25 protein-coding genes, 1 tRNA gene and 1 pseudogene are annotated in these 24,515 nt (G+C 37.5%); 24 read left to right on the forward strand and 3 right to left on the reverse strand.

Annotated features, from left to right (window positions below; all coding sequences use genetic code 11):
- The first annotated feature begins 15 nt into the window (after positions 1-15).
- The 5 genes from CWR45_RS19195 to CWR45_RS19215 all read left to right on the forward strand — a co-directional run bounded on the left by CWR45_RS19195 (position 16) and on the right by CWR45_RS19215 (position 5,137).
- A tRNA-Lys gene (locus CWR45_RS19195) sits at positions 16-88 on the forward strand.
- Between the two features lie 681 nt (positions 89-769).
- Entirely contained in the window at positions 770-2,059 is a 1,290-nt protein-coding gene (locus tag CWR45_RS19200; protein WP_115751439.1) for a hydroxymethylglutaryl-CoA reductase, degradative, read from the forward strand.
- Positions 2,056-3,018 carry a mevalonate kinase gene (mvk, locus tag CWR45_RS19205; protein WP_115751440.1) on the forward strand — a complete coding sequence of 321 codons (963 nt, stop codon included), beginning with the start codon at positions 2,056-2,058 and terminating at the stop codon, positions 3,016-3,018. Before CWR45_RS19200 ends, mvk begins: the two co-directional genes overlap by 4 nt.
- Positions 3,019-3,055: 37 nt before the next feature.
- On the forward strand, positions 3,056-4,033 hold the full coding sequence (mvaD, locus tag CWR45_RS19210; protein ID WP_115751441.1) for a diphosphomevalonate decarboxylase: 978 nt from the start codon (positions 3,056-3,058) through the stop codon (positions 4,031-4,033).
- A 9-nt stretch (positions 4,034-4,042) separates the two neighbouring features.
- On the forward strand, positions 4,043-5,137 hold the full coding sequence (locus tag CWR45_RS19215; protein ID WP_245975480.1) for a phosphomevalonate kinase: 1,095 nt from the start codon (positions 4,043-4,045) through the stop codon (positions 5,135-5,137).
- A 109-nt stretch (positions 5,138-5,246) separates the two neighbouring features.
- On the opposite strand, the gene CWR45_RS19220 is transcribed toward CWR45_RS19215, so the two are convergent.
- A complete protein-coding gene (locus CWR45_RS19220; protein ID WP_115751443.1) occupies positions 5,247-5,393 on the reverse strand; it encodes an aspartyl-phosphate phosphatase Spo0E family protein in 147 nt (48 codons plus the stop codon).
- A gap of 175 nt (positions 5,394-5,568) precedes the next feature.
- Between CWR45_RS19220 and sigW the strand changes: the two genes are divergently transcribed.
- From sigW to CWR45_RS19270, 10 genes and pseudogenes are all read left to right on the forward strand, one after another.
- On the forward strand, positions 5,569-6,132 hold the full coding sequence (sigW, locus tag CWR45_RS19225; protein ID WP_115751444.1) for an RNA polymerase sigma factor SigW: 564 nt from the start codon (positions 5,569-5,571) through the stop codon (positions 6,130-6,132).
- A 17-nt stretch (positions 6,133-6,149) separates the two neighbouring features.
- A complete protein-coding gene (locus CWR45_RS19230; RefSeq protein WP_115751445.1) occupies positions 6,150-6,788 on the forward strand; it encodes an anti-sigma factor family protein in 639 nt (212 codons plus the stop codon).
- A 488-nt stretch (positions 6,789-7,276) separates the two neighbouring features.
- Positions 7,277-8,098: a diadenylate cyclase CdaA gene (cdaA, locus tag CWR45_RS19235; RefSeq protein ID WP_115751446.1), complete on the forward strand. Its 822-nt coding sequence runs from the start codon at positions 7,277-7,279 to the stop codon at positions 8,096-8,098.
- On the forward strand, positions 8,091-9,317 hold the full coding sequence (locus CWR45_RS19240) for a CdaR family protein (protein ID WP_115751447.1): 1,227 nt from the start codon (positions 8,091-8,093) through the stop codon (positions 9,315-9,317). Before cdaA ends, CWR45_RS19240 begins: the two co-directional genes overlap by 8 nt.
- Positions 9,318-9,382: 65 nt before the next feature.
- On the forward strand, positions 9,383-10,726 hold the full coding sequence (glmM, locus tag CWR45_RS19245) for a phosphoglucosamine mutase (protein WP_115751448.1): 1,344 nt from the start codon (positions 9,383-9,385) through the stop codon (positions 10,724-10,726).
- A gap of 501 nt (positions 10,727-11,227) precedes the next feature.
- Positions 11,228-11,521 carry a PadR family transcriptional regulator gene (locus CWR45_RS19250; RefSeq protein ID WP_115751481.1) on the forward strand — a complete coding sequence of 98 codons (294 nt, stop codon included), beginning with the start codon at positions 11,228-11,230 and terminating at the stop codon, positions 11,519-11,521.
- Entirely contained in the window at positions 11,518-12,657 is a 1,140-nt protein-coding gene (locus CWR45_RS19255) for a DUF2812 domain-containing protein (RefSeq protein WP_115751449.1), read from the forward strand. The genes CWR45_RS19250 and CWR45_RS19255 overlap by 4 nt, the downstream gene beginning before the upstream one ends.
- Positions 12,658-12,986: 329 nt before the next feature.
- Positions 12,987-14,780: a S9 family peptidase gene (locus CWR45_RS19260; protein ID WP_115751450.1), complete on the forward strand. Its 1,794-nt coding sequence runs from the start codon at positions 12,987-12,989 to the stop codon at positions 14,778-14,780.
- A 100-nt stretch (positions 14,781-14,880) separates the two neighbouring features.
- Positions 14,881-15,315, forward strand: a pseudogene (locus CWR45_RS19265) (GNAT family N-acetyltransferase).
- Between the two features lie 118 nt (positions 15,316-15,433).
- Complete coding sequence (locus tag CWR45_RS19270) at positions 15,434-15,640, forward strand: DUF5316 family protein (RefSeq protein ID WP_115751451.1); 207 nt, start codon at positions 15,434-15,436, stop codon at positions 15,638-15,640.
- Between the two features lie 110 nt (positions 15,641-15,750).
- Here the strand turns inward: CWR45_RS19270 and CWR45_RS19275 are convergent, their stop codons facing one another.
- Positions 15,751-16,215, reverse strand: a complete 465-nt coding sequence (locus CWR45_RS19275) for a GNAT family N-acetyltransferase (RefSeq protein WP_115751452.1) — start codon at positions 16,213-16,215, stop codon at positions 15,751-15,753.
- 124 nt (positions 16,216-16,339) lie between these two features.
- Here CWR45_RS19275 and CWR45_RS19280 point away from each other — a divergent pair, with 124 nt between their 5' ends.
- From CWR45_RS19280 to CWR45_RS19320, 9 genes are all read left to right on the forward strand, one after another.
- On the forward strand, positions 16,340-16,870 hold the full coding sequence (locus CWR45_RS19280) for a DUF6241 domain-containing protein (RefSeq protein WP_115751453.1): 531 nt from the start codon (positions 16,340-16,342) through the stop codon (positions 16,868-16,870).
- Positions 16,871-17,417: 547 nt separating this feature from the next.
- Entirely contained in the window at positions 17,418-19,220 is a 1,803-nt protein-coding gene (gene glmS, locus CWR45_RS19285) for a glutamine--fructose-6-phosphate transaminase (isomerizing) (protein ID WP_115751454.1), read from the forward strand.
- Positions 19,221-20,086: 866 nt separating this feature from the next.
- Complete coding sequence (locus CWR45_RS19290) at positions 20,087-20,524, forward strand: SMI1/KNR4 family protein (protein WP_115751455.1); 438 nt, start codon at positions 20,087-20,089, stop codon at positions 20,522-20,524.
- 122 nt (positions 20,525-20,646) lie between these two features.
- Complete coding sequence (locus tag CWR45_RS19295) at positions 20,647-20,892, forward strand: hypothetical protein (protein ID WP_115751456.1); 246 nt, start codon at positions 20,647-20,649, stop codon at positions 20,890-20,892.
- 12 nt (positions 20,893-20,904) lie between these two features.
- The gene (locus CWR45_RS19300; protein ID WP_115751457.1) at positions 20,905-21,255 is read left to right on the forward strand and encodes a hypothetical protein; all 351 of its coding nucleotides are present in this window, start codon (positions 20,905-20,907) and stop codon (positions 21,253-21,255) included.
- A gap of 103 nt (positions 21,256-21,358) precedes the next feature.
- Positions 21,359-21,595: a hypothetical protein gene (locus tag CWR45_RS19305; protein ID WP_115751458.1), complete on the forward strand. Its 237-nt coding sequence runs from the start codon at positions 21,359-21,361 to the stop codon at positions 21,593-21,595.
- 292 nt (positions 21,596-21,887) lie between these two features.
- Positions 21,888-22,469 carry an NUDIX hydrolase gene (locus CWR45_RS19310; protein WP_115751459.1) on the forward strand — a complete coding sequence of 194 codons (582 nt, stop codon included), beginning with the start codon at positions 21,888-21,890 and terminating at the stop codon, positions 22,467-22,469.
- Positions 22,470-22,539: 70 nt separating this feature from the next.
- Complete coding sequence (locus CWR45_RS19315; RefSeq protein ID WP_115751460.1) at positions 22,540-22,728, forward strand: hypothetical protein; 189 nt, start codon at positions 22,540-22,542, stop codon at positions 22,726-22,728.
- Between the two features lie 162 nt (positions 22,729-22,890).
- Positions 22,891-23,547 carry a Type 1 glutamine amidotransferase-like domain-containing protein gene (locus CWR45_RS19320; protein WP_115751482.1) on the forward strand — a complete coding sequence of 219 codons (657 nt, stop codon included), beginning with the start codon at positions 22,891-22,893 and terminating at the stop codon, positions 23,545-23,547.
- Between the two features lie 293 nt (positions 23,548-23,840).
- On the opposite strand, the gene CWR45_RS19325 is transcribed toward CWR45_RS19320, so the two are convergent.
- Positions 23,841-24,488 carry a transposase gene (locus CWR45_RS19325; protein ID WP_245975481.1) on the reverse strand — a complete coding sequence of 216 codons (648 nt, stop codon included), beginning with the start codon at positions 24,486-24,488 and terminating at the stop codon, positions 23,841-23,843.
- Positions 24,489-24,515: the final 27 nt, after the last annotated feature.

Here is a 24,515-nt window from a genome sequence, read left to right on the forward strand (position 1 = left end):
TAGTATTCTCAGCACGAGCCATTAGCTCAGTCGGTAGAGCAATTGACTTTTAATCAATGGGTCGAAGGTTCGAATCCTTCATGGCTCATCTTAACTTAAATAAAAGGTTATACATCATAGATAGTATAAATGCGTAAACAAGGTCGTTATGATTGTAAACAACCTTGTTTATTTGCATTATGCGGAGTTTTTTAATAATTGAATAGGGAAAGTAAAAAACTCCTATTCCAATTCACGTAAATGAAGAGAGCACGTCCAGCGCTAGACATGAGCGAGACTCCTTCATCTCCGACGATAAATAAACGCCGATTCGCTTGCGCTCCTAAAGTTCCCTTTTCTTCTACGTCGAATCACCCCGTCCTTGAAAAGAAAAGCACTGTTTCTACGCGTAATGTTTTTCAAGGAAGCTTTTCTTATCCTATGGGCGCGGTTCGTACGTAGCTTAACGGGCGTTTGCGCTTTTGTTAAAGATACGTTGGAATTCATAGAAAATCCTCAGGTAAAGTAATTCAAATAAAGAAAAATCGCCAGAACGTGGTATAATTTATATTATAGATAAAAATAGCAAATCCCAATAAAGGATGCTCCATTAGGTTGGTCAATATGAAGCTGCGAATTTGTTCATTACTTTAGTAGGAAATCTACTAGGAGTGAACAGATAAATGACCATAAACCCTAGCCTACCGGGTAAATTCACTCGGCTTTATAAACTGAATTCAAACTATAATGTACATTAGAGAAGATTTTCGATATAGAAGGATGATACCGTATGAAAACCTCCAGAATTCCTGGTTTCTATAAAATGACTGTTAACGAGCGGCAGGATTTGATTAAAGAATTGCATCCTTTTTCTAAGCAGGAAGAAGATGAATTTTTTTCTAGTGTTCCATTAGCGATTGATACTGCTGATAATATGATTGAAAATGTCATTGGCACCTTTCAATTACCGTTAGGATTAGGATTGAATTTCCTAATAAACGGGAAAGACTATGTTGTACCAATGGCAATTGAGGAAGCATCTGTTGTTGCCTCAGCAAGTCATATTGCGAAAATTGTCAGACAGGCTGGCGGTTTTACGACGGAAGCAACGGAAAGAGTGATGATTGGACAGATCCAGGTCATCGGCTGCTCTGATTTTTATGCTGCAAAAGAGGCAATAATAACAGATAAGGAAAATATCATCATGGCTGCGAACGCGGCCTATCCTAGCATTGTTGCTAGAGGTGGCGGTGCAAAGGATTTGGAAGTACGAATCTTGAATGAAGAATCGGATTCCGAGTATGGCCGAATGATAGTCGTACACCTCTACATCAATACAGTTGACGCAATGGGTGCGAATATTATTAATACGATGGTCGAATCTGTTGCACCTATAGTCGAAGAAATTACAAATGGCAAAGTGTACTTGCGAATTTTATCAAATTATGCTGATAGAAACTTGGCACGTGCACGTTGTGTCATTCCCCCAGCATTGCTTGAAACTGGAGAGTTTTCCGGTGAAGAAGTGCGGGATGGTGTGATCTATGCATTTGAATTTGCAGATTCAGATCCATATCGTGCGGTAACGCATAATAAAGGAATAATGAATGGGATTGACCCGGTAGTAATTGCGACTGGTAATGACTGGAGAGCAGTTGAGGCTGGGGCTCATGCGTATGCAGCTAGAAGTGGTGCATATCGTTCAATGACAACTTGGTCAAAGGATAAAGCAGGCAATCTAGTTGGTGAACTTGAATTACCAATGTCCGTTGGAACGGTTGGTGGTGCGACCAAGGTGCATCCACTTGCGAAGATGGCGTTGGATTTACTTGATATAAAATCGGCTCGAGAATTGGCCCAAGTAATTGTTGCGGTAGGTCTAGCACAAAACCTTGGAGCATTAAAAGCATTAGTAACAGATGGTATTCAGAAGGGGCATATGGCCTTGCATTCTCGTTCTGTTGCAATTGCCGCAGGAGCTACAGGGGAGATGGTTGACATCGTTGCAAAAGAACTAATAGAAACGAAACAAATCCGTGTTGGAAAAGCTATAGAATTGGTGGAAAAATATACAAAATGAGTGCAGAGAAAGTAACAACTACAGAGAAAACAGCTATTGGTGTAGCTCATAGTAAATTAATTTTGATTGGAGAGCATGCGGTTGTACACGGGCAACCGGCCATTGCTATTCCCTTCCCATTAATTGGTGTTGAAACGGCGATCGAATATGTACCAGGTTCCATTAAGCTGGACAGCACATTTTATCATGGACCCCTTGATTTAGCTCCTGAATCATTACAAGGAATTGTTAAATGTATTAAGGGTACATTAGAGTACCTTGAATTACCTTGTCAGGATTTATTAATTCGGATCAACTCTTCCATTCCTCCTGGTAAAGGACTTGGTTCGAGTGCTTCTGTGGCGATTTCAGTAATCAGGTCATTGTTTGCTTATGCCGAAATGAGCTATTCAGATCAGGAACTATTGGATTTAGCGAATATTGCGGAGACTGTCGCACATGGTTCGCCGAGCGGTTTAGATACCCTTACCATTACTTCCGATTTACCAGTTTGGTTTGAAAGGGAGCAACCTGTTGACTATATTAAGCCAAGCGATGACTTCTATTTTATCGTTGCTGATTCCGGGAGATATGGTGACACTCGGTCATCGGTTGAAACAGTAGCGCGTTTATTGAAGACTGCTCCGAAACGAATTCAGCAGAAGTTAGATCGAATTGGTGAATTAACGTTTCAAGCGAAGCATGCTTTGGAAAGAGCAAGTAAGCAATTTTTAGGTCAACTATTAAATGAAGCACAAAAGGAATTGGAAACACTAGGTGTAAGTGACGCAGGTTTAAATCGTCTCATTCATTTTGCCCGTAAAGAGGGTGCACTTGGTGCAAAATTAACCGGTGGCGGAAATGGTGGTTGTATTATTGCCCTTGCGAAGGACGAAGTACATTCTAGACAGCTTGCAGAGAAATTAAAAAACTATGGTGCACACGCAGTTTGGCCGCTTGTTTTAAAGAAACAAGGCTAGGTATGTGCAGTCATAGAAGTATTAAAGGGGAATTATGATGAAAGCTACAGCGAGAGCTCATACAAATATAGCGCTAATCAAATATTGGGGAAAGCGTGAGGAAGCATTAATTTTGCCAACGAACAATAGTCTTTCTCTAACGTTAGATGGTTTTTATACGACAACAACGGTGGACTTTCGTGAGGCGTTATCACAGGACGTTTTTATGCTGAATGACGAGGCGGTTACTGGCGAAGCGTATCAACGTGTAACGAAATTTCTCGATTTAATTCGCGGACTTTCGGGGAAAACGGACTTGTACGCAAATGTCCATTCGATCAATGAAGTACCAACAGCAGCTGGCTTTGCTTCTTCTGCATCTGGGTTTGCAGCACTTGCTGCTGCTGGTGCGAAGGCGATTGGACTTAACTTAAGCGACCAAGAGCTTTCGCGTTTAACACGTCAAGGCTCTGGTTCTGCTTGTCGATCAATCTATGGTGGGTTTGCAGAATGGGAAATGGGTACCCGACAGGACGGTTCTGATTCCTATGCAGTGCCGATTGCTTCCAAAGAGCATTGGGATATTCGAGTTGCTGCCGTTGTGCTTTCTTCTACGATGAAGAAGGTGTCGAGTCGTGCTGGAATGAAACGAACAGTGGAAACTTCGCCATTTTATCCTGGCTGGATTGAAAGTATTCCGAATGACCTAAACGGGATAAAAGCAGGCATCCAAGAGAAGGATTTTGAAAAGGTAGGAGCGATTGCAGAAGCTAATTGCTTGAAGATGCATGCAACGACGCTTGGTGCTAACCCTCCATTTACTTACTGGCATGATACGACATTACGTGTGATGCATACCGTACAGGAAATGCGGGCGAACGGAATTCCTGCATATTTCACAATTGATGCGGGACCAAATGTGAAGGTTCTCTATTTACCAGAGGATGAAGCAAGAGTTGAGGAAACGCTTCGTAACATTGCTGGTGTGACCGATGTACGCTTAAGTAAGGCAGGATCAGGAATAACCTATCTATAGGGGTTGAACGTGTTGGCAATTACGATAAAAGTACCTGGGAAATTAATGATAGCAGGAGAATTCGCGGTTCTCGAGCCATACCATAATTTAGCGGTGCTGGCTGTGGACCGATTTGTTTATGCAAAAATAGAGGGGCATCATGAAAATCGCTTAACATTACAGGATTTCGGGCTTGAAAATTTAAATTTCCACTTTACTAATAGTAAGGTGGAAATCGCTAGTAATGATCGTCGAACCCGTTTTGTTGGTGATGCAATGACAATAGTATTGACATACTTAAAAGAGAAAGGGATTACTCCAGATCCGTTCCACCTTTCGATTAAAAGTGAGCTCGATGATGCATCTGGTGTGAAGTATGGATTAGGCTCGAGTGCTGCGGTTGTAACCTCTGTCATCACTGCGATACTAACAAAACTCCTTCCTTCAAAGCCGGAGAAGGAATTAATTTTTAAACTTGCTGCTATCTCTCATGTGGAAACACAGGGGAATGGGTCAGGTGCAGATGTTGCAGCATCCTCTTACGGAGGATTACTAAAATATGCATCGTTCCAAGCAGAGTGGCTGCATAGTGAATACATAGCAAGTAATTCAATTTCTGAACTTGTAGCAAAAGAATGGCGTTATTTTTCGGTGAAGCCAATGAGGCTACCACAAAATATCCATTTTTGTGTCGGTTGGACAGGAAAACCGGCGTCGACTGCGAAACTTGTCGATGTGATAGGACAATTAAAGTCGGATAATCTCGAGCAGTATGAGAAATTCCTGCAAGATAGTGAAGCGGCGGTTCGGACTTTCTTTAAGGGAATGGAAGAGGAATCAATTGCCGATTTACTAGAAGGGGTTAAGGCAAATCGACAAGCACTTGCTACTGTTGGGAAGCATGCGAATGCCTCAATTGAGACACCATTACTTACGACATTATGCGATTTAGCAGAACAGTTCGGTGGTGCAGGGAAGCCTTCTGGTGCAGGGGGCGGCGATTGTGGGATTGCTTTTATGCCTTCTCATGAGCAAGCAAAGAAATTAATGCATGCCTGGGAAGAAGCTGGGATTAAACCATTAGCAATCCGGCCAAATTCGCAAGGTGCAATTGAAATTGGGTAAAGAAATATAACATCATGATTAAAAGACATAAATGCTCAATATTACTTTCGAGCCTTCATGTCTTTTTTCTTCTGTCTATTATCAAAGGAGTCATTCATCCTTGGTTCATCTAGTAGTTTAAGTATTCATTGATTAGTCTGTCCAATTTCATGCTAGACGAAATGACAGCTTCTGAGGTTAATTCGTATTTATCACTTAATTGAATCATTTCTTGACGGCATACTTCAATTTTTTCTAATAATATAGATTTACTCACAAAATTGTCCTCCTATCTAGTATACTATACTAAGAAATTACCCAAATAAATGCAATTATAAACTTATTACATTTTTGTGACAAAGGAAAAACAAAGTGATTTTTCTTAGGATTATCTGAAACCTTTTTAAAACCAATTCGTATTATAAATACCGCAAGCAAGCGGAGGTAGCTGAATGGATCAAATAATTAGAGATAAAATAAAACAGGTGAAAAAGGGAGATCAAGCAGCCTTTAGTGATGTTGTTGAATATTATCAACATAAAATTTACCAACATTGTTATCGAATGCTTGGAAATGCACACGAAGCCGAGGATATGGCGCAGGAGGCATTTATTCGTGCTTATGTAAACATCGATTCCTTTGATGATGGGAGAAAGTTCTCAACGTGGTTATATCGGATTGCGACCAATTTAACGATTGATCGAATTCGCAAGCGAAAGCCGGACTTTTTTCTTGATGCTGAGATAAAAGGGACAGAGGGGTTAGATATGTATTCCCAGCTCGCTAGTACGTATATTTCCCCTAGCGATAAAGTGGAGGGCATTGAATTACAACGTTATATCCATCACGAAATTTCTGAACTTCCTCCGAAGTATCGGAGTATTATTATTTTACGTTATATCGAGGAGTTCTCCCTTCAAGAAATTAGTGAAATTCTAGACATCCCATTAGGAACGGTAAAAACCCGTATCCACCGAGGAAGGGAAGCTTTAAGGAAGAGGCTTCGTCATGTGTAAAGGAGAGTGTGATCCACTTGAATGCTCATAGTGAATCAATTGCATTAATGCATAAATATTTAGATGGTGATTTAAATAAAACAGAAGAACAAAAGCTACAAGGACATTTGGAGGACTGTGAAGACTGCCAAGCACATCTTCGCGAACTGAAACGAACAATTACATTGCTCCAAAGCGCAGAACATATAAAGGCACCAGCTAACTTCACGGATAAAGTAATGAATAATTTACCGAAAGAGAAGAAACGTATGATATACAAGCGCTGGGTCAAGTCTCACCCATTTATTGTTGCTGCCGCAGTATTCTTTATCTTTATGCTAGGTGGTATGTTTACTGATTGGAATCAAGATAGCCAGCTCGTTGTCTCGAAACAGGAAAACCTAATCATCCAAGGTGATACTGTCATCGTTCCTGAGGGTGTTGTTGTTGAAGGGGATTTACTCGTTAAGAATGGAAATTTAATTATCGAGGGTGTAATCGATGGCGATGTAACGATAGTGAATGGCGAATTGATTGAAAGTACTTCTCTGGATGGTGAGGGGCTCATGGCCTCTGTCGGTGAAATTAACGGCGAGCTACAGACTGTTAATCGCATGTTTGACTGGTTATGGTACCAGATTAAAAGCTTTTTCTCTGGCGTGTTTTCGACTGATTGATTAACAAATGATGGTTAGCCAAGTTTTTTGGTGACAGCCTTAGTTGCACTTAAGTAGTAAGAAATTTATCAAAAAATCAAACCTGGATAAGCAGTTGGTTATCCAGGTTATTTTACAGAGGTTTTCTGAATTAGTGCTGCTTTTTGGTGTTAGACTATAGTAATTGCAACGAATAAACATGATTATTCCCATACATAAAGTTCAATTAGTATTTAGTGGGATTCCCCATCACGACACTAAATGTTTTTTGAATGAATTAAAGTTTTACTGGCAGGTAATCCCTGTAAAAAATTTGCGGTGAGGGTGCGGCTGCTTGTCATTGGGATAAAATGGAAAACCTATAAACTGATTGAATCTTGCCTTTTGGTGAAAATTATAAAAAACGCTTGTCCAATATATATATAGGGCTTGCAATTGTGATATAATTATTTCTAGACTATTTATCAAATAGTGACAATTCATTTCAGGTGCAAAAGGGATGTGTGAACATGCTCGATGGGGGATTCAACTTTTTTGAAGTACTTAGAATATGCATAGATATTGCTCTTGTCTGGTATGTTTTATATAAATTAATAATGCTAATAAAAGGTACAAAGGCAATTCAGTTATTAAAAGGAATTGCAGTAGTATTAGCGGTCTGGGGAATAAGTATTTTTCTGGATTTGCAAACAATCCGATATTTATCCAACCAAATTATTCTTTGGGGATTTCTAGCGATTATTATACTTTTCCAGCCGGAGTTAAGAAGGGCCCTTGAACAACTGGGGAGAGGGAATCTGTTTTCAAGAACGACGAGGTCTGAAGAAGAAATTATTACAAAGAAAATTGAAGCGATTATTGAGTCATGTAAATATATGGCAAAACGACGCATCGGCGCATTGATTTCAATCGAAGGGGAAACCGGAATCGGTGAATACGCTGAAACGGGGATTGAACTAGAAGGCAATTTAACACATCAACTATTAACGAATATATTTACACCGAATACACCACTACATGACGGTGCTGTTATCATAAAAGGCCAAAGAATTCTTGCTGCGGCTTGTTATCTCCCATTATCAGAAAGTCCATTTATTTCAAAGGAGTTAGGAACAAGACACCGAGCAGCGATGGGGATTAGTGAGGTTACAGATGCACTAACAATTGTCGTGTCTGAGGAAACCGGAGCTATTTCTTGTACAAAGAATGGTGAATTACACCGAGATATAGATGAGGAAAGACTTCGTCAAATGCTAATTGCCCACCTTATTTTATTCGAGAAGAACCCCAAACGCAGAACATGGAAATGGAGGGGGAGCAAGAATGGATAATTGGTTTAAGAGCAAGTGGTTTGTCAGAGCTATCTCATTAGCCTTTGCGGTGATATTATACTTTTTTGTAGATATCACGTTGAATTCGTCAGCGAACGACTCTAGCATTCCTAATAATCCAAACAATCTTCAAACACTCGAAGATGTTCCTGTCGATATAAAAATCAATGATGAGAATTATGTTGTAAGCGGGGTTCCGGATTATGTTACGGTTACGCTCTCTGGACCACCAGCTATTTTGACACCAACAACGTATCGACGTAATTTCGATGTGTATGTTGATCTGGAAGGATTAGGAGAAGGAACACATATCGTTGAACTTGAATATAACATTACAAGTGAGTTAGAAGCCTATATCGAACCGAAAACAATCGAGGTTGAGATTGAGGAAAGAGCGAGTGAACAGTTTCAAGTTTCCGTTGATTTTATTAATCAAAATAAATTGCCAGAGGGCTATGAGCTTGGCGAATATAGTATCGAACCAGCTGAAGTAACGCTGACAAGCTCGAGAGCAGTTATTGATCAAATTGGTGTTGTCAGAGCATATGTTAATGTTGCTGGAATAGAGGGCCCTATTAAGAACCGGGAAGTTCCAGTGAATGTATACGATGGTCAGGGGAACGAGGTTAATGTAAGAATCGTCCCAGAAACAGTACAAGTTTCCGCAGAAATTATCAATCCAAGTAAAGAGGTACCAATCGAAGTAGTGACTACAGGTGAATTGTCTGCAGGTTATTCGTTGGAATCTGCTACTGCGACAATTGATGAGATAGAGATTTTTGGTAAGAGTGATTTATTAGAGTCGATTACGAGCATCTCTACAGAAGCGATTGATTTATCGAAACTAACGGAATCTGGCACTGTTGACGTAGAGCTGGCACTGCCGGAGGGTGTGAAGGTTAAAGGAACTGCGACAATTGAAGTTGAGATAGAACTAGAGCAGACAAAAAAGCTCGAGAGTATCCCGATTAATATCGAAGGATTACAAGAAGGACAAGTTATCCGCTTCGCTCAGTCAGGGACGGATACAATCGATCTTGCGCTTGTAGGAAATGAGGCAACAGTAAAGGGAATTACGAATGAAGATTTTCAGGTCAATATTAATGTCAATGATTTAGACGAAGGACAGCATGAAGTACCAATTATAATCGAAGGTCCAGAATCTGAAGATTTAACGGTAACACCGGAATTTGAAGAAGTTCGAGTCGTAATTAACTAATAGATTGTTTCAAACAAGATAAAATGAATCATTGTTTGAAAGAGGAAGTAAAGGAGAGCTAAAACATGGGAAAATATTTTGGAACTGATGGTGTTAGAGGAGTAGCGAACGAGGGACTTACGCCAGAATTAGCATATAAACTAGGACGTGTTGGTGGCTATGTACTGACAAAACAAACGGAGAAGCCAAAAGTAATCATTGGTCGCGATACACGAATTTCAGGGCATATGCTGGAAGGGGCACTTGTGTCTGGTCTACTTTCCATCGGTGCTGAAGTGATGCGTCTAGGAGTAATCTCCACACCAGGTGTTGCTTACTTAACGAAAGCATTGAGTGCACAAGCGGGCGTTATGATTTCTGCTTCACATAATCCCGTAGAAGATAACGGAATTAAGTTCTTTGGTCCAGACGGATTTAAATTAACGGACGAGGAAGAAGAAGAAATCGAGCGCATTATGGATGGCGAAGATAATTTACCGCGTCCAACTGGTGCAGACATCGGTATAATTAATGACTATTTCGAAGGTGGGCAAAAATACCTTTCCTTCCTTAAGGACACAATCGACAATGACTTCGAAGGAATGCAAATCGCAGTAGACTGTGCACATGGTGCAACGTCAAGCCTAGCAACGCATTTATTTGCTGACTTAGAGGCGGATATTTACTCCATCGGTTCATCTCCAAACGGACTTAATATTAATGATGGTGTTGGATCGACTCACCCTGAGTCATTACAAGCATATGTCTTGGAAAAGGGTGCAGACATTGGACTTGCATTTGATGGAGATGGTGATCGTTTGATTGCTGTTGACGAAAAAGGCGGCATTGTTGATGGTGACCAAATCATGTTTATTTGTGCAAAATACATGAATGAAAAAGGTCTACTGAATGAGAACACTGTCGTATCAACTGTAATGAGTAATATTGGCTTCTATAAAGCAATTGAAGAAAATGGCATGCGCAGTGACAAGACGGCTGTAGGTGACCGTTACGTAATGGAAGAAATGCGTAAAGGCGGATACAATCTTGGTGGAGAACAATCTGGACATATTATTTTCTTAGACCATATTACTACAGGTGATGGAATGCTTTCTGCAATCCAACTTGTGAATGTTATGAAGGAAACTGGTAAACCTCTATCAGAATTAGCTGGTGAGATGACAATCTTCCCACAAGTTCTAAAAAATGTTAGAGTAACAGATAAAAACGAAGCATTAACAAATACTGTTATTCTAGAAGAAATTGCAGCAGTTGAAAGTGAATTAGGCGATCTTGGCCGCGTGCTTGTTCGTCCTTCAGGAACCGAGCCACTCGTGCGTGTAATGGTGGAAGCTCCAACGAAAGAACAATGCGATAAATATGTAGATCGAATCGTAAAGGTTACCGAAGATTTATTAGGCTTTAAATAGGAATTATAAGAATTGAAGACAGAGCGAAGGCCATTCCATTTATGGGAGTGGCCTTTTTGTTTGGAGCGCGGGATCTGGAGTGAGTGTGCGGGCGAGATCGGGTGGCGGATGGGAGCGCGGAAGCCGGCGGATTAGCGGAAATACCGATATATTTACAAACACGCCGATATTTCATACGTATACGCCGATATATTGCGAAAACACGCCGAAATATCACTCGTTCACGCCGATATTCGACAAACGGATAGTTGGTCGAGCGGTTTCGTAATCTCGGAATGCCTCGCGCTTATTCTATTTTCTGGCTGATGAATGCAACGATTCTCATTACTTCCAAATTTACCATGGAAGTAATGAGAATCGTCAATTAGCACCCAAAATTAAATATAAAAACATTCTAGACTAATATGTCACGATGTGATATAGTCGAGGTGCGACATAATAAGTGTTTAAATAAGGGTGAGAAAAGTCATTATAAATAAATTAATAAAATCATATATACCAATGACGGAAACTGCATATTATATCCTTCTATCACTAACAGAGCCAAGGCATGGTTATGGAATTATCAAGCATGTAGAGCAAATTACGAATGACCGTATTCGGCTTGGTTCAGGTACAATTTATGGAACACTGACTAAGATGCAGCGGGATGGGATAATATCCGTTTATGCAGATGAAAAACGAAAAAAGATTTACGAGGTTACAGATATCGGCAAACAACTAATGCAAGCAGAAATAGAGAGACTCAAAGAACTTCATGAAAATGCGCTGAAATACGAGGGGGAGTTTTTATGATGAAAAGAATCTTTCAGCCATTTTGGAGCTATGATGTAGAGAAGACAGAGGAATGGCTTCATTACATGGCATTACAGGGGTACCATTTCGTAAAAGTTAATTTAATTACTCGTCAATTTTATTTTGTGGAAAGAAGACCGCAAGCAATTACATATCGAATTGAAATTGACAAAGGTTTCTATTCACTCCCTTCTGTGTTAGTTAATGAAGGATGGGAAGTTGTATTCAACGATAGAAACTGGTATGTTATCGCTAATAATCGACCAGATGAGGAAATAATGACCCATCCAATTCGTGAGGGAATCTTTATGCGTAATGGTCAATTATTGCAGGTTTATAAAATAATATTAATGACTTTGATTCTGCTATCCTTATTTCCATTATCAATCACGTTATTAATAATGTTAGATGGGGATGCAACTATAACGATTGTAAAGAGCCCCATGTGGGTGCTGACGTTTCTTTATTGGCTAATTATTCTGGGGTTGCCTATTAACTCCATTTTAAAGCTATCGAAAGTGAATCGGCGTCTTGAAGAAGACTATTACCCTATAAAAGATAGAACAACAGTAAAGCTAGATACAGTAAAATATAAGCTCGGTTGGATATATGCTCCTGATAAGCTTGAAAATTGGCTGGAGTCGTTGGAAATGCAGGGATTTAATCTGGAACGAGTAAATAAATGGGGATTCAAATTTTATTTTACTAAAGGAGAGCCTAGAAAGGTGCGATATTGCGCAGATTACCAAAACAACGTAACCAGGGATTATTTTGAGGCGCATAAAGAATCCGGATGGCAACTACAATATTCTAATAAAATGGCACTTTCTAAATGGTCCATCTGGTCGAAACAATATGAAGAACGGGAAGAACGACCAGAATTATACAGTGACAGTGAGCAAATGAAAAAACATGCGAAGCGTGTACTGGCTACACATTTGGCTATATGTTTGCCAATGATAATTATGTTCATGAGCCTGCTTGTGATGAATATTGGTCAATTAATGAATGAAAGTAGTTTAGAGATAAACTTTTGGACAATGATTATATTACAACTGCTTATCATTATTCAAAATGGTATATTTGCCATTAGAGTATCATTATACTACCAACGTGTGAATCGGATGTATATTTAAATTAATTTTGGAATCAGCATAAGGCGGAAAGTAGAACGTAAAAGTTCCCCTATATGCTGATTTTGAAGTTAAACAAACGTTTGTTTTAATTACTTAACGACCTCACATCTATTTAAAACTTCCATTCCTCACAAATTCTAAAAATCTAATCTTCATGTATATTATGCAGCCCTTTTCTTCAATTAATTTTTCTCATTTCAACAAAAATTTCAGATAATATTCAGATCCGTTTAAAGCTAATATGCTATACTAAAAATTGAATAATAAATAATATTCAGATTTTATAAGAATGCAGTAGACTGTTAGAATGATGAGGGGGGAGAAAGTTGATGATAGAATTTCCAAAACCAACTGTAGAGCAGTTCTTTCGTACGTATGTTATATCTGACTTTTCTGTAAGTCACGATGAGAAGCGGCTAATATTTAGCTCAAACTTAAATGGGAAGATGAATTTATGGGCAATCGATTTAGATGAAAATAATTTTCCGTACTTATTCGCACATCATGATGAGCAAACAAGTTTTATTAAATTCGATCCGGAAAATCGATATGTTTTAGCTGGGTATGATAAAGATGGTGATGAGAACCATCAAATTTACGCAATTCCAATGGAAGGTGGCTTACCACAGCCATTAATAACGGGTGAAGCAGATGAGAAATATTATTTCTCCCACTTAAGTGAGGATGGGAAACGTATTTATTATGTTACATCAAAAGAAAATCCATCCTATCTAAATACACATGTCCGGAATTTGGAGGACAACTCGGATACTTTATTAAATATGGGAGAGGTTTCACCAACGGAATTAGCAGCAGTTTCTGCTAATGAAAAGGCATTTGTGTATCTGCGTTCTTTTGCAAATACATATGTGACTGGTGTGGTTAAGGTTGGAGCGGAAACATATAATCTTACACCGAACCAAGATGTTGTTCATGTCGTATTCGATCCCGTTTTCACGGATGATTTTACAATCTACTTCATCACAGACTATGAAAGTGAATATAGCTATGTGGCAAAATTCGATTTAGCTACGAAAGCATTTACTAAAATAGTTACGATTGAAAATGAAAGTGTACAGTCACTGAAATGGGATAAACAATATAATGCGTTCTATCTAGTTACAGAAAATGGAGTAACCGATGGATTGTATCGGTACTCTTTAGAGAAGGAAGAAGTCGAAGCGTTACTTACTCCTGTTGATTTGATCGATAAGCTTTCAATTACAAAGTCAGGAAATCTCTATGTGCTGGGTAGAAGTGCAACAATTCCTTCGAATATTTACCATTCCCAAGACGGCAAGGAATGGAAGCAGCTAACAGATAATCGGGTGCTTGGCTTATCTACGGAAGACATGGTTGAGCCTGATGTTGTTTCTTATTCATCATTTGATGGGATGGAGATTGAAGCATTATTATTCAGAGCTAAGCCAGAGAACGATAATGGCTATACCATTCTTTGGCCACATGGCGGTCCACAGGCAGCCGAAAGAAAAAACTTCCGTTCCATGTTTCAATGTTTTCTTAACCGTGGCTACACTATTTTTGCACCTAACTTCAGAGGAAGTACTGGCTATGGATCATCGTTTGTAAAACTAGTGGAGCAGGACTGGGGAGAGGGCCCAAGATTAGATAATGTTGCTGGGATTGAGTGGTTATTTGAAAATAATATTACATCTAAAGATAAATTATTTTTAGTTGGCGGCAGCTACGGTGGCTATATGGCATTACTGCTGCATGGACGTCATCCAGAATATTTTAAAGCAGTTATTGATATTTTTGGACCATCAGATCTTTTCACTTTTGTAGATTCAGTTCCACCGCATTGGAAGCCGATTATGGATCGATGGATTGGAGATCCTGAGCGAGATAAAGAGAGATTTATTAAGGATTCGCCAATTACTTATTTGGATAGTATGACAAAGCCGATGCTTGTTATTCAAGGTGCAAAGGATCCACGAGTTGTGAAGGCAGAATCTGATCAAATTGTCGCAAAGCTTAAAGAAAAAGGCCGAGATGTAGAATACTTCGTGATGGAAGACGAAGGGCATGGGTTCTCTAAGAAAGAGAATGAGATTAAAGTATATACACTGATGCTTGAATTTATGGAGAAGCATCAGAGGTAAGTTGGAATAAAGTCACGAAGTTTATCAAGAGGATGAGCTGTTTGGATTAAATGCGTGAAGCATTGCCTCTTTGGAAGTTTAATCTAAAGGGGCACTTTTTATAAGCAGACTAAATTATTTTATCTGTCCATGCAAATTTAACAGGCACTATGATGGGGAGTATTCATTTTATAATATGGAAGCTGAAAAAGAAGATTTAGATGAATTTATATTTATATTTATAAATCCAGAAACAGGAGGAGATTCCGTGTTTGCTGTTACAAAAAATGAGGAACTGATAGCTTTCCTTGGGATTGAGAAAGCAGTAACTAATGAAGCCTTCGATATTGGTTTAGGAATGAGACTGGATTTAACTGCATGAATCTTGTTAAATCAGAATATGAACCTAAAAAAATAGCATTATCGGTAGCAACTTTTAATCAAAGAGCAATAAAGATATATATATAGAAGGATACGCTTTAAAGGCGTTGTAACTTTTTACCAAGAAACAAATGGCAGCAACTGTGAGTTTCTAAAAATGAAATATGAATGTTAACGAAGATTCTCTCCAATTAATCGATACAAACAATTGTACCTTAATGAAATTTAGTAAAGACCGATTTTTTATTTTAAGAAAAGAGAATTGAAAATGAGCTTAAACAGAGGTGACAAGGATGTTAAAATTCTTTCTAATCATTGGTGGGATAGGTATTCTTATTTCTGCAATTTTCCTTGGTGTAATGACTGATGGCCAACAGCAAAGAGCAAATTTCCATTCTGAAACAGAAGAACATCGATCGTTTAGGACCAAGATAGCATCTTACGCTGGCTTGATTGGTATTGCTTCCTTAGGTATTGCGGCACTTATCTATTATTTATAAAGAATCCACGTCCTAATCGATGAGGAATGCATTTTTGATTAAATATCATATGACACACAGCCAAAATATAAGTCCTAAGCAATTCAAACAAGCGTTTGTTTGACATTAATTTAAAGTATATTTTTTCTCACAAACTCGCGTTCCCCTTTAAACCCCAACTTCTTATAAAAATCCTTTGCCTGTGTATTTCTAATCCAATAATCGAGTTCGATACATGCAGCATTCTCTTCTATCGCAAAATCCTCAATTCGCTTCATTAATTTATAGCCATAGCCTCTCCCTTGTGAATCTTCCAAAATACTTATTTGGTGCACATATAAACATTTATAAGCCTTCTTAAATGGTGTCTTCGGTCGATTCTGGATCTCAAAAAATATGAATCCTTTATTTTCTCCATCGTCCTCTATAATGAAGAAATAAAAATCTTCATAGGAAACGAAATCCTTAAATTCCTCTGCGATGCCTTCAAAGCGATAAGTCGTAAAATATTCTGGATACAGCTGTACATGCCGGTTCTGTACTGCTACGTTTAGCCTTGCGAGTTCAACATGATCCGTTGAAGCAAATATCTTCATTGCGACACCTCATTCTATTTAATAAATATATAACTAGTGTTACATAGGATATAAATTTTGTAAATATTAATATAACTTGAAAATTATAATTAATATAGGTATGGTAAGTCTAGGGGGAAACTACATGAGAAGGAACTTTTTGATTGTTAGCGCTTTAATTGCGACACTTACTATAGGAATCCTTGCGTACTTGCTCATATCTGATATGTATAATGGTGAAGCTAAGGAAGCTGAAATGCCTGGAGGAAAAATAAGTTCAGGAGTGCAAGGGAAGATCACCGAGGAGCAATTACAGCGATATAAAGAAGAAGGCCTAAATCCGTTTGGGCAGGATTTGGATTTAAATGAATTAAATGCGGCATTATATAATGATTATATTCATGGCATGTCACATCAAAAGGTACGAGCTGAGAAGAAATGGGGCTTTTACGAAATTCACCCAGAGCGAATAAAATGGCTGTTGGAGGGATTAGACGTCGTTAACGTTGGAAATGAATCTACTTATCGCAATATTTTACAGCGGTGGGAAGAAGGTGATTTTTCAAAGATTGATAAGGAGCATAATGCAATCTGGAGTATTCAAAATGGTACAGTTGGGAAGGCTACCGGAATTTTAAGTTTGGAAGAGGAACAAAAATATATTGATAGTCAGTAAGTGGTGATGGTGATGTCATGCGCAACTGCTAAATTAATTCATAGGATATAGGGTACACGAAAAATATTGACCAAATCATCTTTTTTCGTGTAAAATAAAGAGTGCTTGTTCTGACTCCCATATAATGGGAAATAGTGACAAGTACTTTCATTCAAAGATAGAAAGGAGCATCAAAGAGAGTAAACTATAAAGCGCCAGGACTATTTTCTGACCGGAAGTGAAAATAGTTGACGAGGTGGGGGTTATCGAACGATTCGGCGGATGCCTCCCGACTGCACATCTCAGTTGATTGGTTTTATTCTAAAACAATAAGGCGACTTATTGCACAAAGGGATGAAACAAGATGTCAAAAAAACAAACACGAGAAAGGGGCAGCAAGACGACGCCCCGTATGAAGTAAGATAGTATATTTCAATATAGGTTCGTTTTGGCAGTTAAGAAAGTTTAAGAGCTTTCTTAAAATGCATAAGTGCAACTAAAGCTGTCACCTAAAAGCATGGTGACAACTTAGTTTTCTAATCTGCCCCTCTTATAGGAGGACAAAACTATGTGCGGAATTGTAGGTTATATTGGAAATAAGGATTCAAAGGGAATTTTATTAAATGGACTTGAAAAATTAGAATATCGCGGCTATGACTCAGCTGGAATTGCAACGCTAAATGAAGATGGAGTGAAGCTAACGAAGGTAAAAGGTCGAATTGCAACGCTTCGTGAAAGTGTCGATGAATCGATTCAGGCAACGATGGGGATTGGTCATACACGCTGGGCAACCCATGGTGTACCAAGTGTTATGAATGCACATCCACATCAAGCAACGTCTGGTCGTTTCACACTTGTTCATAATGGTGTTATCGAAAACTACCAAGATTTGAAGAAGGAAAATTTGAGCGATGTTGCTTTCGTTAGTGAAACAGATACAGAAGTAATCGTACAACTAATTGAGAAACTTTATAATAAATACCAAGATACTGCAGAAGCGTTCCGCCAAGCAATGGGTCTACTTAAAGGATCCTATGCGATTGCAATGATTGATGCAGAAGATCATGACACATTATATGTATCAAAGAATAAGAGCCCGTTATTAGTAGGCTTAGGTGAAGGATTTAATGTTGTAGCGAGTGATGCAATGGCAACATTAAAAGAAACTGACCAATATCTGGAAATTTACGATCAGGAAATCGTTCTTGTAAACCGCAGCTTTGTTGAAGTGCAAACATTGAACGGAACCGTTGTTGACCGTAAACCTTATACAGCAAAAATTGATGCAAGTGACATCGAAAAAGGTACGTATGCACACTATATGTTAAAGGAAATTGATGAACAACCCTTTGTGATGCGTAATATTATCAAAGAATATCAAGACGAAAATAATCAAATGAAGCTTAATGCAGACATTCGTAAAGCAATGCAAGCAGCGGATCGGATTTATATTATTGCTGCTGGCACAAGTTATCATGCAGGATTAGTTGGAAAAGAGCTTCTTGAGAAATTAGCAAACATTCCTGTTGAAGTTCATGTTGCAAGTGAGTTTTCATATAATATGCCACTGCTATCAGAGAAGCCGTTATTTATCTTCCTTTCACAAAGTGGGGAAACAGCTGATAGTCGTGCGGTTTTAGTAAAAATTAAAGAAATGGGACATCCGGCATTAACAATTACGAACGTGCCTGGATCCACCCTTTCTCGTGAAGCAGATTTCACATTGCATTTATATGCAGGGCCAGAAATTGCCGTTGCCTCAACGAAGGCATATACTGCACAAATTGCGGTATTGGCAATTCTAGCAGTGGATACTGCGAAAGAAAAAGGCTTGGAATTAGCATTTGACTTGATTCAAGAGCTAGCTATTGTTGCAAATGCAATTGAAGTATTAACGGATCAAAAGGAAGTAATGGAAGAATTAGCTAGAGATTATTTAGCAATAGCACGAAATGCTTTCTTCATCGGCAGAAGCGCGGACTACAATGTTTGTGTTGAAGGTGCATTGAAATTAAAAGAGGTTTCTTACATCCAAGCAGAAGGTTTCGCTGGAGGAGAATTGAAGCATGGTACAATTGCTTTAATTGAAGAAGGAACACCGATTATTGCACTTGCAACACAAGAAAATGTAAACTATGCAATCCGCAGTAATGTACAGGAAGTGGTATCTCGTGGTGCGAATGCTATGGTAATTAGCATGAAAGGATTAGAACAAGATACAGATGCATTTGTACTCCCACATGTGCATGAAGTTCTCACACCACTAGTAAGTGTCATACCATTACAATTATTGGCGTACTACGCTGCATTACAGCTTGATCGTGACGTAGATAAGCCAAGGAATTTGGCAAAATCGGTAACTGTTGAGTAAGGCGATTTTAGTGTGGGTGTAGTGTTGTGTTCGCAAACATTATTGTTGGTAACTAGACATTAATGTTAGTAACTAGACATTAATGTTGGAAACTCTCTAATAAATGAAGTGTTCGCAATGTATGTAAAGAATCGAAGAAAGAATTGTGGATATTAAATACAGTCGCGACGTTTATAAAAAAGTTGCGAAGCATCACCCCTTTGGATTTTTATCTAAAGGGGTGTTTCGTTGTAAAAGGACTTACTTAATTAAGTAGTTAGTGTAAAATGAATTTAAAGAAATAATTTAAATAATATATGAGAGTTTGTGAACAAATGTACTTAAACTAACGGGTGCTTTAGCAAAAAAATGAGAGTCCATATATCATATTGCCGTAGGAGCAATTACATAAGGGGGAACACATAATAATGGAGGAAGTAATCGGGCTAAACATATGTTATAGGGATAATTATATTGAAACATACCTTTTGGATAAGGAAATTTAGATATATTAAAAAAAGAATTAGAAGATGAATGTTCTAATATCTTTAGTATTAAAGACAAAGTTTTTTCAAAAAGTGATATAGCATCGGTTATTATGGAAAATTATGCTGTTCAATTTTATATTACAGAGGAGGAACTACAATAGTTTAATGCTCCTATTAGAATCCCGTCGCTTATTGCACTATATGGTGCAAGAGTTAAACAAGGTGATCATAGAATTTGGTCGCCTTTTATTTGTGCTGAAAAATGAGTAAATTGTTTGGGATATTATGGTAATATAATTCAGGTATAGAGATATTGTACTAAAGGGACAGGTTAGTAGGAGAAGGAAATGCTATGTAAGAGTTGAATCTTTTTTAAACTAATAGGGGAGTGTTATTTAAATGAAAGATGTGAGAGACCTAATTCATACAAGGAAATTAGGAGTAGATGATTCCGATATAAAAGCAGCAGAAGATAAGTTGGATGTAGTATTTCCAGAACAATATAAGGAACTTTTCAAGTTAGTTAATAATGCGGATATAGGTGAATGGATACTTTATCCTATAAAAGACCATAGAAATCTTAAAAAGACCTGGGATGATATTGTTAGACAAAACACTGAAGTCAGAGAAGAATATATGTCGAAAGACCTTATTGCAATCGGTGATGACGGTTCAGGAGATAAATTATGTTTTAAAGTAAATGACGGGATAATGGGGAATGAAATTTATCTTTGGTATCACGAAGATGGAGAACTTGAATATTATGCTCCCAATTTGAAAGAATTTATAATATCAATATCAGAAGAAGAGAACGAGGATGATTTTGAGGATGAATAAATCTTATTCAACTAACTGGTGCAATTCTTAAAGAAGGGAAAGCATCTTTTTTGTCGAATTCCTATAATAGGACTTGGTGATTATGTTTCTAATAAAGAAACAGCTTATAGGGGGAACATTAAATGAACCTGTTTCGAAAGAACGAAAAGACATTGGTCAAATCTTTGATATATGGTTTGATTGGTGGGTTTTATTTCAGTATCTTGTTTATTTCAAGAACTGAAGAAATTGATAGTGGAGAAGGATGGAGAACGTTTAACGAACTTTCAATATTTGAATATATACTAAAAGTATTACAAGTCTCGATTATCATATCTATTGGGACATTTATTGTTGTCCTGTTATATCCTTACTTTAAGAAAAAATAGATAATACTTATTGTGCTAAAGGGTGCAAGAGTTGAACAAGGCGATCAACGAAATGGTTGTCTTTTTCTGCAATATTTATTTTTAGAATATTACGTTATTGTGAAGGTGGGATTATTTAACCATCGTAACAAGAGTATTGAAAAAACAGGAACTTTCGTAAGTTATCAAAGTAGTCAACAACGGGGTGATAGATTTATGGAATTTTTTATGTCAATATTACCGTTAATATTTTGGATGGCAATTACTGTGATAATATTCTGGGTCTTATTTAAGGCATTTAATATTTCAAAACCAAAGTCAGATTTAGAACAAAGAGTTGAAATTTTAGAAGAAGAAATTAGAAAACTAAAGAATAATAAATGAGACAACAATAATTCTTATTCAATTAACTAGTGCTTTACTGAAAGAAGGGCAATGCATTAAATGATGTATTGTTTTTAAAATTGATTATTTAGAGGTGAGGTTTATGTTACATAAAGCTTTTAATTTTGGTCTTTCTTTGACTATAAGTGGGTTTGTAATGATATTTTTTGCTAGAATTATATCCGATGCAGCTCTTTTAGGAATGGAAACAGATATAGATGATTTTTTTGGTATTTATGCTAGAAGTGCTTATTATATACCTTTTGCATTTTTAATTATTGGTTTGCCTTTTGTTATTATTATTCCATTCATTTGGTTTTCTAGATGGAGTAAAAAATAAGACTGGTGTTTTGATTTAGACCATCAACTACAACAACGATAAACCTTGAAAAAAAGCGACCTTATTAAACAAACTGGTGCAAGAGTTAAACAAGGTGATCATAGAATTTGGTCGCCTTTTATTTGTGCTGAAAAACGAGTAAATTGTTTGGAATATTATGGTATTATATTCAGGTATAGAGATATTGAGCTAACGGGGCAGTTTAGTTGAAGAAGGAGTAACCTCCATTATTAGAGAATATATAAAGATATAGGTTGATTAAATTAAGAAACAGCAATAGTGGAGGGATATTATGGATAAATGGAAAACATTAAAATCAGAGTATATACATAAAAGTCCATTTGGGAATATAAGAAAAGATAAATGCAAGCTTCCAAATGGAATTGTGATTGACGATTATTATGTAAACGAATATTCTGATTGGGTAAATGCAGTAGTAATTACAAAGGAAAAACAAATTGTTCTTGTTGAACAGTATCGTTATGCAGGAAAAGACTTTTTCTTAGAAGTTCCTGCTGGAAAAAGAGAAGGAAATGAAACACATGAAGAAGGGTTAATTAGAGAGGTTAAGGAAGAAACAGGTTTTATTTCTTTGAGAAAACCAATTTTTTTGGGTGAATTCATGGTTAACCCAGCCACACAAAATAACAAAGTGATAACTTATCTAATGTTGGATGCATTTAAAGAATTTGAACAAGACTTAGATGATACAGAAGAGATAAATGTTAAGTTAGTTGATTTTGAAGAAATGGGAAATCTAATAAGAACAAATCAGATAAATACACAACTTTTTACTGCAAATGCTTATTTTATGGCAAAAGTTTTTCTTACTGAATTTAATATTCCTTGTTCAACTAACTGGTGCGTTACTTGAACAGCGAAAAGCTATTTCTGTAATTGGGTTAACAGGGGAGAGAACTACAACACTTAGAGGGGGGATAAAAATGAATTGGTCGGTATTAAAAGATTTAAAAACAATGTTTGGTTTTATTACATCTATTTTATTAGGGGTATTTGCAATAGTATTAGCAGTAAACAATAATAAGCTTTGGGTGTTATTTGTTGTAGTTGCGTTAATATTAATGCTCTTCAGTGTGTTTAGAGCTGATAAAATACATAAGCACAACAATTAAGTTCTTATTCAACAAACTGGTGCGTTAATTCTAGAAGGATTTATGCTATTTTAGTAGAAGTTATTGTGCTAACGGGGCAGGTAAGTTGAGAGTATTGTTGGTGAAAACAGAATGAGTGACGCAAGGAACAAATGTTATTTACACTTTGCTATGGGGGTACTTATGAAAACTCACTATTATTTAGGTTGGTTTAACAATTTTTTTCCAGAGAATCTGGGCAGGGTGTTACAGGGGGATATAACTGATAGAAAATCGCTTGCTATGATTTGCTCGAATCCATCTATTTATGAAGATGATGGTGCTACTGAACGCTCGTGGCTTGACCAGGCTGGCATTATGTTTGATGAATATCATTTAATTAATTATCGCGTACAGAAGGAAGATGCCCAAACGATAATTCAAAATGCTTCAGTCATTTTCTTGTTGGGGGGGAATACTCTTAAACAAAATGGTTTTTTGATGGAATATGAATTATTGGATTCGATTAAAAAAAGCAGCGCCGTTGCGATGGGAGCAAGCGCTGGTGCAATGAACATGTCCGCTAAATGGTTATGCTCGAAAAACTTTGGATATAAAGTTGAAATGAGCTCTGTTTACGACGGAATTGGTCTTGACAATTTTTCCGTCCTGTCTCATTTTGATCTTGAAAATAACATTGCACTGGTTCAAAGCGAACTATCTCTCCTATCAGAAGAAATAAATATTTATGCGTCGAACAAAGATTGCGCTGTACGTGTAAAGGGAGACAAAATCGACGTTTTAGGCAATGTTTTTTTAATTTCCCACTCAAAGATTCAGAAATTGGATGAGACGCTCTAGTTGTAGTGAATGGCTATGGCTTAATTGAATTAATTTCTTTATGCAAGGCCTCTATTTTAAATTTAGTGAAGGAGGACTAGGTAGAATAGGATTGTCCGGAAAGCATAGATGTGCAGAACAGTCCACTGCAATCGGGCGCGAGTGTTAAATATGCGTCACTTTTCTCTTCTTCAACTACCATGAAAATTCACTTCTGTATTAAAGGTAAAAAGGCAATACTGAAGTAGACGCAGCCCATTCTTTTAAAAAAAAGGAGAGCGCCTAAATTCGTTGCTCTATTGTACGAAAAAGCATTAAGATGCTTCTTGTTCTGCTATCGTAACTGTATAGCCTAGACTCTCAAGTCTACGTAAGGAATGTCGAACAATTGATTGTTGTTTCTGTTTATCAAAGTAGTCTTCGCCTAAGTCTACATACACTTCTTTACGTGTTAAGAGATAATAGGAGATACGTAGAATAGCGTGTGCCAGTACGATTCCTGCACGTTTCTTACCTTTCCGTGCTGCGGTTCGTCGATAAAGTGCGCCAAGATAGTTTTTAGATCCTCTTGCAGAATGGGCTGCTTCGATTAAAGCTGATTTTAAGTATTTGTTTCCGTTTTTGGTTTTAAATTTTTTCCTTTTTCCTGCACTTTCGTTATTTCCAGGAACTAATCCAGGCCATGAACACATCTGCGATGCACTAGGAAATTGGTTCTTAATATCTGTTCCAAGCTCAGCTAGCATTTGTTCCGCCATCCGAGTTGCAATGCCAGGAATAGAATCCAATCTCTCAATATCATCTTGATATTTGCTTACTCTATCAGCTACTTCTTGATCTAACATCTCAATTTGGTCTGATAAAAAATCAATGTGTTTTAAGATTGTTTTTATCATTAGTCTTTGATGAGGGCTGATATAGCCTTTTAGTACTAGTCGAAGTTCATCCTTTTTCTTTTTCATGGTACGGAGCGAAGTTCGCAAGTATCT

It is taken from the genome of Oceanobacillus chungangensis (genome assembly GCF_003369565.1).
GTDB lineage: Bacteria > Bacillota > Bacilli > Bacillales > Amphibacillaceae > Oceanobacillus > Oceanobacillus chungangensis.